Origin of the sequence: Empedobacter sedimenti (assembly GCF_030005555.1) — a bacterium.
Classification (GTDB): domain Bacteria; phylum Bacteroidota; class Bacteroidia; order Flavobacteriales; family Weeksellaceae; genus Empedobacter; species Empedobacter sedimenti.
In genome coordinates, this window is sequence record NZ_JASCQG010000013.1 from 31,649 (window position 1) to 44,629 (window position 12,981).

13 protein-coding genes and 1 tRNA gene are annotated in these 12,981 nt (G+C 31.4%); 9 read left to right on the forward strand and 5 right to left on the reverse strand.

Annotated elements, in window-relative coordinates; all coding sequences use genetic code 11:
* Positions 1–66: 66 nt before the first annotated feature.
* Entirely contained in the window at positions 67–1,101 is a 1,035-nt protein-coding gene (locus tag QHG34_RS12570) for an alpha/beta hydrolase (protein WP_282630556.1), read from the forward strand.
* Between the two features lie 83 nt (positions 1,102–1,184).
* Here the strand turns inward: QHG34_RS12570 and QHG34_RS12575 are convergent, their stop codons facing one another.
* The gene (locus QHG34_RS12575) at positions 1,185–1,676 is read right to left on the reverse strand and encodes a metallophosphoesterase family protein (protein WP_282630557.1); all 492 of its coding nucleotides are present in this window, start codon (positions 1,674–1,676) and stop codon (positions 1,185–1,187) included.
* Positions 1,677–1,710: 34 nt separating this feature from the next.
* On the opposite strand from QHG34_RS12575, the gene truA reads away from it, so the two are divergent.
* The 4 genes from truA to QHG34_RS12595 all read left to right on the forward strand — a co-directional run bounded on the left by truA (position 1,711) and on the right by QHG34_RS12595 (position 5,795).
* Entirely contained in the window at positions 1,711–2,466 is a 756-nt protein-coding gene (gene truA, locus QHG34_RS12580; RefSeq protein WP_282630558.1) for a tRNA pseudouridine(38-40) synthase TruA, read from the forward strand.
* Positions 2,453–4,213 carry an ABC transporter ATP-binding protein gene (locus QHG34_RS12585; RefSeq protein ID WP_282630559.1) on the forward strand — a complete coding sequence of 587 codons (1,761 nt, stop codon included), beginning with the start codon at positions 2,453–2,455 and terminating at the stop codon, positions 4,211–4,213. Before truA ends, QHG34_RS12585 begins: the two co-directional genes overlap by 14 nt.
* A 77-nt stretch (positions 4,214–4,290) precedes the next feature.
* Entirely contained in the window at positions 4,291–4,707 is a 417-nt protein-coding gene (locus QHG34_RS12590) for a hypothetical protein (RefSeq protein ID WP_282630561.1), read from the forward strand.
* A gap of 137 nt (positions 4,708–4,844) precedes the next feature.
* Positions 4,845–5,795, forward strand: a complete 951-nt coding sequence (locus tag QHG34_RS12595) for a LysR substrate-binding domain-containing protein (protein WP_282630562.1) — start codon at positions 4,845–4,847, stop codon at positions 5,793–5,795.
* Positions 5,796–5,859: 64 nt separating this feature from the next.
* Here QHG34_RS12595 and QHG34_RS12600 read toward each other — a convergent pair whose 3' ends face one another.
* Entirely contained in the window at positions 5,860–6,978 is a 1,119-nt protein-coding gene (locus tag QHG34_RS12600) for a calcium:proton antiporter (protein ID WP_282630563.1), read from the reverse strand.
* 165 nt (positions 6,979–7,143) lie between these two features.
* Here QHG34_RS12600 and QHG34_RS12605 point away from each other — a divergent pair, with 165 nt between their 5' ends.
* Positions 7,144–7,458 (forward strand): DUF3817 domain-containing protein, encoded by a 315-nt coding sequence (locus QHG34_RS12605; RefSeq protein WP_282630564.1) that lies wholly within the window; start codon positions 7,144–7,146, stop codon positions 7,456–7,458.
* A 39-nt stretch (positions 7,459–7,497) separates the two neighbouring features.
* Here QHG34_RS12605 and QHG34_RS12610 read toward each other — a convergent pair whose 3' ends face one another.
* Together QHG34_RS12610 and QHG34_RS12615 are read right to left on the reverse strand one after the other, a co-directional pair.
* Positions 7,498–7,800, reverse strand: a complete 303-nt coding sequence (locus QHG34_RS12610; protein WP_282630565.1) for a helix-turn-helix domain-containing protein — start codon at positions 7,798–7,800, stop codon at positions 7,498–7,500.
* A gap of 20 nt (positions 7,801–7,820) precedes the next feature.
* Positions 7,821–8,246, reverse strand: coding sequence for a transposase (locus QHG34_RS12615; RefSeq protein WP_282630566.1), 426 nt, complete (start codon positions 8,244–8,246; stop codon positions 7,821–7,823).
* Positions 8,247–8,406: 160 nt separating this feature from the next.
* Here QHG34_RS12615 and fabV point away from each other — a divergent pair, with 160 nt between their 5' ends.
* Positions 8,407–9,606 (forward strand): enoyl-ACP reductase FabV, encoded by a 1,200-nt coding sequence (gene fabV, locus QHG34_RS12620; RefSeq protein ID WP_282630567.1) that lies wholly within the window; start codon positions 8,407–8,409, stop codon positions 9,604–9,606.
* Positions 9,607–9,917: 311 nt separating this feature from the next.
* Positions 9,918–11,327 carry an amino acid permease gene (locus QHG34_RS12625; protein WP_282630568.1) on the forward strand — a complete coding sequence of 470 codons (1,410 nt, stop codon included), beginning with the start codon at positions 9,918–9,920 and terminating at the stop codon, positions 11,325–11,327.
* A 95-nt stretch (positions 11,328–11,422) separates the two neighbouring features.
* On the opposite strand, the gene QHG34_RS12630 is transcribed toward QHG34_RS12625, so the two are convergent.
* A tRNA-Ser gene (locus QHG34_RS12630) sits at positions 11,423–11,507 on the reverse strand.
* Positions 11,508–11,694: 187 nt separating this feature from the next.
* Between QHG34_RS12630 and QHG34_RS12635 the strand changes: the two genes are divergently transcribed.
* Complete coding sequence (locus tag QHG34_RS12635) at positions 11,695–12,864, forward strand: MFS transporter (RefSeq protein ID WP_282630569.1); 1,170 nt, start codon at positions 11,695–11,697, stop codon at positions 12,862–12,864.
* Positions 12,865–12,981 lie beyond the last annotated feature (117 nt).

Below are 12,981 nucleotides of genomic sequence, written 5' to 3' on the forward strand. Positions count from 1 at the left end.
TGAAGATACTAAATCTATTGTGAAATAAAGAAAATTGTAGTTACTTCGCATACCAATTTTTATCATATGAAAAACTTGTTATATATCATCTTGATTAGTTTGTTAACGTCGTGTGCAGCAATACATAACGTGCCGACTTCTCAGAATCCAAATAATTTTATTCAACCAAATACAACAAGTTCTTTTGTGGATCAAAACGGAAATTTTTATCCAGATAATTGGCTAAAAACGTATGGAAATCCACCTAAAAATGCTGGTCGTAGAGATTATTCGCTAATGAAAATTGCAACAGAAAATAATTTTCAGAATAAATTGACTTCCTACGAAGATTTACGTCTAAAAAACATCGAAAAACGAGTTAAGAATAAAAAACGTGTCATCATTTTTGTACACGGAATTGACAATGATTATCTGTTTAGTTTGAAGAATTACAATAAAGCACAAACGTATATGAATGTTAACTCTTCGAGTGATGAGGTGATTAATTTTTATTGGGACGGATTGGTGAACGAAAGTCTTTTTGGTGCAGCAAAAGTTTGGGTTAGTGCAACGACAAATAGCCAAATGGCGGGTGTTTTTGGACTTCGTAGAATTCTTAATGTTATACATAATAAAGATGTGTATTTAATTTCGCATAGTCGTGGAGCTTCAGTTGTTTTGAGTTCACTCGTAAATCCTTCGTTACGAGGAAGTGAAATAAAACGTGCAGAAAATGCACATCATGTCGATTTTACAAATGCAGAAGCTTTGTTAGAAAATAACAATAAAATTTATAGTATAATGTTGGCACCAGCAATTGGGAAGATTGATTTTACGACTGATTCAGAACAATTAAAGGTATTTACGCCTCAGCTAAAACGTATGCATATTACAATTAACAATACAGATTACGTATTAGGAAAAGGTAAAATTGGTTTTTTGTCAGAGAATTTGATTGCAACAGATTTTGGTTACAAAAAAGATTTGTTTGATGAGCTTTCAAAAAACTATACATTCTTAGAAGAAACTGATTTTTCAGGTCAAAAAACGCACGAATTTAGAGATTATATTACCAATCCAAAGTTTGTATCTATATTGAAAGAATTTAAGTTGTCGAAATAGAGCTAGATACGAAGTGCGAAACTCGAAATGCAAATCTCATTTATAAATTTAGTAAATCGTAATTCAAACTTCGTAATTATAGGTTATTTCTTAAACTCAATCACTTCCAAATTCTCAATTTTTCCTTCGTTTAATTCAAAACGTAACATCGTACGAACTTTCTGAAAACCGTGTTTACCAACAGCACCTGGATTCATATGAATTAAACCCAATTGTTTATCTGGCATTACTTTTAGAATGTGTGAATGTCCACAGATGAATAATTTCGGAGGATTTTCTGTGATTTCTTTTCGAATGGAAGGATTATATTTTCCTGGATAACCGCCAATATGCGTAATCCAAACATCAACACCTTCTAATGTAAATCTGTTGTTGAGAGGAAATTCTGCGCGCGCTTTATTATCATCAATATTTCCATAAACAGCACGCAAAGGTTTTATTTCAGCTAATTTATCGGTCACAGAAATATCACCAATATCGCCAGCATGCCAAATTTCGTCTGCTTGTTGCGCATATTCCAAAATTCTATCGTCGATATAAGAATGCGTGTCCGAAAGTAAAAGAATTTTCTTCAAAAGGTTGTATTTTTGTTGCTCAAATTTACAACAATTGCGATATTTTTTAGAATTAGCATACAACGGGAAAAATTATTTTGGTTATCAAATTCAACCCAATCAAATTTCGGTTCAAGAAGTTATTGAAGACAGATTGTCTAAAATCTTAAGAAAAGAAATTTCGATTGTCGGAGCAGGGCGCACAGATTCTGGTGTTCATGCGAAAAAGATGTTTATTCATTTTGATTATGAAGATGAATTATCGGTTGATTTAATCAAAAAATTAAATTCTTTTTTACCAAAAGACATCGCTGCTTATCGTTTATTTTTGATGGATGATGAAGCGCATGCGCGTTTTGATGCGACTTCGCGTTCGTACAATTATTTTATTTCACCTTTCAAAGATCCTTTTGCGTTTGATAGCGCTTGGATTTTTAACAGAGAATTGAATATTGAAAAAATGAATGAAGCAGCAAAATTGTTAATTAAGCAAGGAGATTTCGGAAGTTTTGCTAAATTACATACCGATGTGAAAACAAATATTTGCGATGTAAGAGAGGCGTTTTGGCGCAAAAATGAAAACGGACAATTGATTTTTCAAATCACTGCCGATCGTTTTTTGCGAAATATGGTGCGTGCAATTGTTGGAACATTGGTTGAGGTAGGATTAGGAAGAATTTCTATCCATGATTTTGAAGAAATTATTGAACAAAAACAACGTTCTTCGGCAGGAGCTTCGGCGCCAGCGCAAGGATTGTATTTGGTAGATGTTCAATATCCAAAAGAATTATTTAAAAATGAGTTCAAATAACGAAAATACATCGTTTGATTTTAATGGATTAAAACGTGTTTTACAAATCGGGGCGCAAAGCAAAGTAATGTTTTGGTCGGTGGTTTTTGTAGCGGTTTTTAGTGCGTGTTTTTCTGTTTATCGTCCGTATTTAACGGGAAATATCATCGATGATTATATTCAGACAAAAGATTTACCAGGGCTTCAAATGCAAATTGTGAAATTAGCTTTGGTATTGGTTTTCGAAGGTATTTTGTCCTTTTTTATGGTTTATTTAGCGAATGTTGTTGCACAGCGAGTTATTCGTTTGTTGCGTGTTCGTTTGTATAATCATTTGATAAAATTCAAGCTTGGTTATTTCGATAAAACGCCAAATGGCGTTTTGGTAACACGTTCAGTTTCTGATATTGAAACGATTGCTGAAGTTTTCAATGATGGAATTTTAGTAATGTTAGGCGATGTTTTGAAAATCGTTTTCATCGTTTTTGTGATGTATTGGATGAACTGGGTTTTGGCAACTGTGGTGATTGTGATTCTTCCGTTGATGATGATTATTACACGATTATTCCAAAAAGCATTGAAAAATGTTTACCAAGAAGAGCGTACAATTGTCGCGAAGTTGAATACATTTGTGCAAGAACGATTAACTGGAATGAATATTATTCAGGTTTTTAATCGTCAGCAAGCAGAATATGACAAATTCGTTTCGATTAATAATGATTTAAAGAAGAACTATCTAAAAACAGTTTTCTATTTTTCTTTAATGTTTCCTGTTGTCGATATTATTTCGGCTTTAGCAACCGGAAGTTTGATTTGGTTTGGAGGACTTAGAACTGCGGTTCATGGAGATGTTTCTGTCGGAGATTTGATTGCTTTTACACAATACGTTGCGTTGTTAACAGCGCCAATGAGAGCAATAGCAGAGCGTTTCAATACCATTCAACGTGGTTTGGTAGGAGCAGATCGTGTTTTCAAAATTATTGATGATGATCAAAGTTTACCAGATAATGGAACAATCAAATTGGAGCATGTAAAAGGCAAAATTGATTTTGAGAATGTTAAATTTTCTTATGTTCCGAATAATTTGGTCTTGAAAGGAATTTCTTTTTCTACAAATCCTGGAGAAAAAGTGGCAATTGTAGGAGCTACGGGAGCAGGGAAATCTACAATCATTAATTTATTGAGTCGTTTTTATGATATAGATTCAGGAACAATTAAGATTGATGACGTAAATATTCATGATATGGAATTGAAGAATTTGCGTCAACATGTTGCGGTTGTTTTACAAGATGTTTTCTTATTTAATACAACAATATATGATAATATCGTTTTAGGAAATAAAGATATTTCGTTAGAAGAAGTTCAAAATGCAGCAAAAATAATTGGAATTGATCATTTTATTATGTCACTACCAAAAGGTTATTACAGCGAAGTGAGCGAACGAGGTTCTACACTTTCTGTAGGTCAGCGACAATTAATCTCATTTTTACGAGCGTATATTTACAATCCAGAGATATTAGTTTTGGATGAGGCAACATCGTCAATTGATACAGAATCAGAAGAACTAATTCAGAAAGCTACTGATAAATTAACTCAAGGAAGAACTTCTATCATTATTGCACATCGTTTAGCGACGATACAAAATGCAGATAAAATTATTGTAATGGATAATGGAATGATTGTTGAGCAAGGAACTCATAGTGAGTTATTAGCGAAACATGGTTATTATGCTAATTTGTATGAAGTTCAGTTTTCGAAAGAAAATTAAAAAATTAACTCAAAATAATCATTAGTTTTTCTATATTGTACTATCAAAAAATATTAACTATAAAACTCTAATTTAAAATGAAAAAATTATTTTTAGCCGCTGCAGTATTAGGTGTAGTATCATTATCTTCTTGTAAATCTGAAAAAGAAAAAGTAGATGCTAAAGTAGAAAATACACAAGAAAACGTTGCTGAAACAGTTACAGATCAAGTAGAAGCAGGTAAAGAGACTATCGATAAAGTTGCTGATGTAGCGAAAGATTTTCCAACTTTTGCAAGTCCAGAAGCAAATGATTGGGCAAAAAGATATGGTGAATTAGCTGGTGAGATGAAGGTTGCAGCAACTGCTGGTGATCAAGCAAAATTAGCTGAGTTAACTAAAAAAGCTGTTGATTTATCTACAGAATTACAAAAAATCACTCAAAAATTATCTCCAGAAGATGCGAAGAAATTACAAGAGTGGTCTGCTGAGATTCAAAAACAATTAACTAAGTAATATTAAGTTTATTAATAGTATAAAGCCCGAATTTTTTCGGGCTTTTTTTGTGGATTAAATTATGATTAATGATATAAATTGATAATATAATAATCCATATCTTTATCACAAAAATTTATAGATATCAATTTTTATATATGACATTAGTACAATTACAATATGTGTTGGCTGTTGCCGAGCACAAAAACTTTACAATTGCTGCTGATAAATCGTTTGTTACTCAACCAACATTGAGTATGCAAATTCAGAAATTGGAAAAAGAATTAAATATTGATATTTTCGATAGAACATCACATCCAATCAAAATCACACAAATTGGAGAAAAGATTGTTGCTCAAGCAAAAACAATTTTAATGGAAGCTAATCGAATGAAGCATCTTGTAAACGAAGAAAAAGGTTTGTTAGAAGGTGATTTTATTATCGGTGTTATTCCGACAGTTTTACCATCATTAGTTCCATTATTTTACAAAACTTTTCAAAAAAACAATCCAAAATCTAATCTTATTATCAAAGAATTACAAACGGATAAGATTGTAAAAGGGATAAAAGATGGATCATTGGATTTTGGAATTGTCGTTTCTCCATTATTTGAAGATCAAATTATTGAAAGACCATTATATTATGAACCATTAGTTGGCTATGTACCATCGGGGCATCGTTTATCTGGACATGAGAAAATAAATGAGTCTGATTTAGATACTTCAGATTTACTGATTTTACAAGAAGGACATTGCTTCAGAAATAATGTGTTAGCACTTTGTGATACATCAAACATGAAGAACAGACCAATTAAATTGGATTCTGGTAGTTTTGAAGCATTGGTGAAATTAGCAAACGATGGTTATGGTATGACATTGCTACCTGCTTTGGTTGCTGACGATTTGCCACAAGAGTATAAACAATATGTGAAGAATTTTGAATCTCCAGTTCCGACACGTGAGGTTTCATTAGTTTTTCATCAATCGCAATTAAGAGATTCTTTTGAGAAGGAATTGATTAATACGATTCAAAGTATTTTAAGAGGAAAAATATTTTTAGAGAAAGATCAAAAAATGGATGCGAATATGGTTTCGCTTCCAAAGAAATAAAATAATAAAAACGACTCAAAATTTAATTTTGAGTCGTTTTTTTATCATTTTAAATAAATTTCTTTTAAGGAACTATTGTAGTGAATAAATATGTTGCAAAAAGAGTTAATAAAACAATTCCTTGCTGAATATTTGTTCTCCCCGAACTTAAAGATAAATAGACTGTAAATAGAGATAAAACTAAGAGTATAGATGATTTACCATCAATCCCCAAAGTAACTTGTAAGCCAGTAAAATAACAAACGATTGCAACGGCAGGAATCGTTAATCCGATTGAAGCTAATGCTGAACCTAACGATAAATTAAGACTGGTTTGCAAACGATCTTTACGAGCAGCTTTGTAGGCTGCTAAACCTTCAGGAAGTAAAATAACTCCTGCGATTATAATTCCGACCAATGATTTTGGGGCTCCCAAATCCATTACAATTGCTTCAATAGTTGGCGATAATTTTTTTGATAATAAAACGACCGCAACAAGTGCAATTATCAATAAGATTAAACTAGATGTTGTTGTTAGTGCATTTGGTTTTTCGACATGTAATTCAGACGCAATATTATCCTCGCTTGTTTGTGGTAAAAAATAATCGCGGTGACGAATTGTTTGTACAGAAATAAATCCTCCGTAAAGGATTAAAGAGATAATCGCAACAAATATCAATTGACTTGGAGAAAATTCGCCAGCGCCTTCAGATGTTGTGAAATTAGGTAAAACCATTGTTAATATAGATATTGCTACAAGAGTAATTAAAGCTGTAGAAACTCCTTGTTTGATAAAATTTTGTTCTCTATAACGTACACCTCCAGCCAAAAGACATAAACCAATTATCCCGGTTAAGATGATCATTACAGCAGCAAAAACAGTGTCTCTTGCTAAAACGGATGGTTTGCCAACAGGTTCGGACATCATTAAGGAAACAATTAATGAAACTTCTATTACAGTAATTGCTAAGGCTAAAATTATTGTACCAAATGGTTCTCCAACTTTATGTGCTACAACTTCGGCATGATGTACGGCAGCTAAAACTGCAGAAATTAATGAAACTCCTAAAAAAGCTAAAAACCATGGATTGTCTTTATAAGCGTTAGCTACACTTAATGTTGAAATGGCAATAATAGGACAAATAATCGTCCAATAGGGCAGTGCTAAATTTAATTTTTTTGAGATAAAATTGTTTACATGCATTGATTATTAGGTTTTAATAAACACAAAAATAATAAATTATATTGATAATTATTATGTGTAATTATCATAAATAACAATAATTTGATATTTATTTTTGTAATAAAATCTTAACAATTGCTAATCGTTATCATTGATACCAATTAATTTATCGCTTAAATTTGTAAAATGTTAAATATTTCTGACGAAAAATTAAAAAAGTGGTTTGCGACAACTTGTGTTTGGGAAACGATAAGTTGTGCACTGTTATTTTTGGTTGCTATGCCAATTAAATATCAATTTGGATATGTGTTACCAATGCCATTTGCTGGTTGTTTTCATGGTTTTTGGTTTACAGCTTACTTACTTTTATTATTTAGAGTCAGAAAAATATATAAATGGGATGATGAAGATTTTATCATTTACGTTATTTATGCGTTTATACCATTTGCAACATTGGCAGTACATAAAGTGATTAAGGAAGATAAAAATAAAATTGAATAAAAAAACGGCTTCAAATTTTGAAGCCGTTTTTTTATTAATTTATCCATATATTTTTTTCCATTTTGCAATAGAGTTGCGACTAATTTTAAATTTTTCTGCAACTAAAATATTGGTCAAATTATGGGATTTTTGGAATTCTAAAATTTTGAGAATAGAATCTAAATCATAAGATTTATGCTTTTGATTGTAATTATCAAAATTGGAATTAAGAATTTTAGAAATCTTAATCACATCAAGTGAAGTCATATCTTCTTTTAATAAAGATTTTGTTTGAACTTCTTTTTCAGGAAATTTTTTTTGAATGATGTGTTGGTAAATTTTTTGGTAGTTTGGTTTTTCCATGAGAGTAATAGAGTTTAGGGTTAGGTATATTTTTTTATCCAGTTATGGATAGTATTTTTAGGTATATTGTACTCATTGGCAATTTCTTGAATAGTTTTATTCTCTTTTAGATGTAAATCAAGAACATATTCTATGATTTCTTTTGTGTAGACATTTTTTCTATAATTGGGTAAAATAGTACTTGTGTTGGGTTTTGTTTGTAGATTTTTGTCAATTTTACCAACTGGCGCAAATAGAATAATGTGTTGCGTGTAGATTCTGAAAAAGTCATACTCAAGAAGTTTAGACCATCTTAGTAAGTCATCTGTTTGTATAGCAGCACTTTCGTATTGCTCCTGAATTTCTTTTTCCGAATAGATTTTAAAAAAAGAGATAATTCTCTTTATATCAATATCTAATTCGTTTACTCTCTTTTTAATGAGAGTTCCGATGTGTATATTTTTCATAAGTAGTAGGTTAGAGTAGAATCGTCCTAAAACGAATTCTTGTTAAAAATAAGGAATTAAAAGATATAATTCACAAAATCTAAGATTTTTTTTAACAATAGGGTAACTTTATGTTTTATTAGAAATTTATTTATAATTTTATGCAACTAAATAATATAAAATGATTATTCAACCAAGAACAAGAGGTTTCATCTGTATTACCACTCATCCTGAAGGTACTGCAACAAATGTTCACAATCAAATTGAGTACATAAAATCTAAAAATATAACAGGCGAAGGACCTAAAAAAGTATTAGTTATCGGTGCTTCGACAGGTTTTGGTCTGTCTTCTCGTATTTCTGCTGCTTTTGGCTATAATGCTGCAACTATAGGTGTTTTCTTTGAAAAACCAGCTGCTCCTAACAAACCAGGAACTGCAGGTTGGTACAATACAGCTGCTTTTGAGAAAGAAGCACAAGAAGCAGGTTTGTATGCAAAAAGTATCAATGGTGATGCGTTTTCAGATGAAATTAAACAACAAACGATTGATTTGATAAAGAAAGATCTTGGTCAAGTAGATTTAGTAGTTTACAGTTTAGCTTCTCCTCGTCGTACACATCCAAAATCTGGTGTTGCTTATTCATCAGTTCTTAAGCCAATTGGAGAGCCTTTTACAAATAAAACGGTAGATTTTCATACTGCAGCTGTAACAGATATTACAATTAATCCTATCGAAAATCAGGAAGAGATTGATAATACAATAGCTGTAATGGGAGGAGAGGATTGGAAATTTTGGATTGAAGATTTAAAAGAAGCTGGAGTTTTAGCTGATGGAGTTAAAACGGTTGCTTATTCGTACATCGGACCTGAGTTAACACATCGTATTTACAAAGATGGTTCTATTGGTATGGCGAAAAATGATTTAGAGAAAACGGTTCCAGTTATCAATAATTTATTAGCAGATCTTAACGGTATTTCTTATGTTTCAGTTAACAAAGCGTTGGTTACACAATCTAGTTCTGCAATTCCAGTTGTTCCTTTATATGTATCATTATTGTATAAAGTAATGAAAGAAAAAGGAATTCATGAAGGTACAATCGAGCAGATGCAACGTTTATTTACAGAGCGTTTATATACTGCTGATGGAAATGTTCCTTTAGATGAAAATGGACGAATCAGAATTGATGATTTAGAAATGCGTGAAGACGTGCAAAAAGAAGTTGATGACTTATGGAAAGTTGTAACATCTGAAAACATCAACGAGATTTCTGATATCAAAGGTTATCGTGATGAGTTTTTCCAATTATTTGGATTTAATTATGATAGTATTGATTATGAGAAAGATACTAATGAATTAGTTCAAGTTCCTAGTATTTCATAATTTGATAGAAAATATAATATCTTTTAAAGCTTCGATTTTTTCGAGGCTTTTTTTGTTTCTACATTTTAGATAATATTCTATTTAATTTTCTTTATACAGACGTGCATAGTATTCTATTTATATTACTTTTTAATGATGTTTTTTATTGATATAATAAAATAAACTCGTAATAAATGGATTTTAGTGAAATATGTGTAAATTTTAAGGTTTCTTTTAGAAATATTTTCAAAATCATTAACTTTTATTTTTTTTAATATTCAAATATCTCTCAAAACACAATACTTTCATTCATTATTTAACACAAGGTTTTTATGTCAATTTGGAAAGTTAAACCACTTGCGAAGTTAATACAAGATTCGCAAGAAAAGGAAGGAGGTTTAAAGAGATCATTATCTTCAGGAGCATTAATTGCTTTAGGTATCGGCGCTATTATTGGAGCAGGCTTATTTAGTTTAACAGGTATTGCAGCTGCAGATCATGCTGGTCCGGCAGTTACTTTATCATTTGTTTTAGCTGCAGTTGGTTGTGCATTTGCAGGTTTATGTTACGCAGAATTTGCTTCGATGATTCCTGTAGCAGGTAGTGCATATACTTATTCTTATGCTACTATGGGAGAGTTTATCGCTTGGATAATTGGCTGGGATTTAGTGTTAGAGTATGCTTTAGCAGCTGCAACAGTTAGTGTGAGTTGGTCAGCTTATGTCGATAAATTTTTACAACAATTAAATATACATTTACCACAAGAATTACTTCATGCACCTGCAGATGGAGGAATGATAAATTTACCAGCAATTTTTATTGTTTGTTTACTATCCCTTGTTTTGATAAGAGGTACAAAAGAGTCTGCAGTTATTAATAATATATTGGTTATTCTAAAAGTATCTGTTGTAGTAGTATTTATAGTTCTGGGATGGAGTCATATTAATCCAGAAAATCATGTTCCATTTATTCCTAAAAATATTCCAGGAACACAATTTGGAGGAATGCCAGGTATTGCAGCCGGAGCAGCAGTAGTATTTTTCGCTTTTGTTGGTTTTGATGCTGTTTCTACAGCTGCACAAGAAGCGAAAAATCCACAAAAAGGAATGCCAATTGGTATATTAGGTTCGTTGGTTATTTGTACTATATTATATGTGTTATTTTCTTGGGTAATGACTGGTTTAGTGCCTTATACTATTTTTAAAGGAGATGCTTCACCAGCAGCAACAGCATTTGCAGCAACAGGTTATACTTTTTTACAAAGTGTATTGATTTTGGCAATTATCGCAGGGTATACATCTGTTATTTTAGTGATGTTATTAGGCCAGAGTCGTGTTTTTTATAGTATGAGTAATGACGGTTTATTACCTTCATTCTTCTCAGATATTCATAAAAAATTTAGTACACCTTGGAAAACGAATTTATTTTTTCTTGTTTTCGTGAGTATTTTTGCAGGATTTGTTCCAATTAAAGATCTTGGACATATGGTAAGCATTGGGACATTGTTTGCCTTTACATTGGTTTGCATAGGAATTATTGTGATGCGAAAAAAAATGCCTAATGCAGAACGAAAATTTAAAGTTCCTTTGGTTCCGTTAGTTCCAATTTTAGGAATTGTGGTATGTGTTTATTTAATGACTTCACTTACTATGGAAAGTTGGTGGAGATTGTTAATCTGGTTAGTGATAGGAGTTTGTATTTACTTTTTCTACGGAAAGCAACATAGTAAAGTTGATGATTAATTCATCATGATTTTGAGTTTAGAAATCCTTTTTCAGAAATGAAGAAGGATTTTTTTTGTAATAAAAAAGCTTGAACAATTTGTTCAAGCTTTTAGCGGAGAGTGAGGGATTCGAACCCCCGGAGGTGTGACCCTCAACAGTTTTCAAGACTGCCGCATTCGACCACTCTGCCAACTCTCCAATAACAACATCTAATGCGTTATTGCGAGTGCAAATATAGAATGCTTTTTCGTTTTTCCAAACTCATAAATCAATTATTTTAAAAATATTTTTTAACGAAATGAGTATCAATAGAATATTTTTTATATTTTTTTGATGTGAAAGAACGTTTTCAAAAGAGTAAATTTGCAGCATAGTTTTTTTAGCCATGATTTCATCTGAAAATTTATCAGCATCTTCCAAAAATAGAATTCGCATTGCTGTTTCGTTCTTCTTTTTTTCGCAAGGTTTAGCATTTTCTTCTTGGGCCAGTCGAATTCCAACAATCAAATCTGAATTAGGCATTTCTGAAGGTCAATTAGGAACATTATTATTGTTAATGCCTATTGGGCAATTGTGTACTATGGCTCTTTCAGGGAAATTAGTTGCAAAATTCGGAAGTAAAAATGTTTTGAAAATAGTTGTATTAATTTATCCATTAATCCTTTGTTGTATTGGTTTAGCTCAAAATTTTTATCAATTAGGAGCAGTTTTATTCTTTTTTGGAGTTGTTGGAAACATGTGCAATATTTCTGTAAATACACAAGGTGTTGAAGTTGAGAAAATATACGGAAAATCAATTATGTCATCCTTTCATGGAGCGTGGAGTATTGCTGGTTTTACTGGTGCTTTGATAGGTTTGTTAATGGTTTATTTACATATCGATACATTTTATCATTTTGTGATGATTTATGCATTAATTGTGTTGAATTGGTTGATTAATAAAAAGTATTTGGTTGATTCGGTACCAGCTCCAACAAAAGAAAAGAAATCGATTTTTTCTAAACCAGACACTATTTTAGTTCAATTAGGAGTTATTGGATTCTTGAGTATGGCGACAGAAGGAGCTATGTTTGATTGGAGTGGAGTTTATTTCCAAGATATTGTAAAAGCTCCAAAAAATTTAGTTGTAGTTGGTTATGCTTCGTTTATGATTATGATGGCTACAGGACGATTTGTAGGAGATTATTTTATAAGTAAGCACGGAAAACAATGTATAATGCAAATTAGTGGATTATTGATGTTTTCTGGTTTGATGATTTCTGTATTTTTTCCTCAATTAATCATCTGTACAATTGCTTTTATGATGGTTGGGCTTGGTGTAGCATGTAATGTCCCAACGGTTTATAGTGTAGCTGGTAAAGCTAAAAATATTAATGCAGGAGTTGCTTTAGCTACAGTTTCAAGTATTTCATTTTTAGGATTTTTAATGGGACCACCACTTATTGGATATATAGCAGAAGTATTCGATTTGAGATACTCTTACGCTTTATTTGCAAGTTTTGGTTTGATCATGATTTTTATGGTAGGAAGGATGAATATTTTTAAGAAAGAATAAAACCTATTTCTAAAAAATACTAAGATAAACTTGTAAAAAGTTTACATAATTATAAATTTGCTACTTAATCATGATGAGACGACTATGTTTCGAACTTTTGTAAACAATAAAATTTTA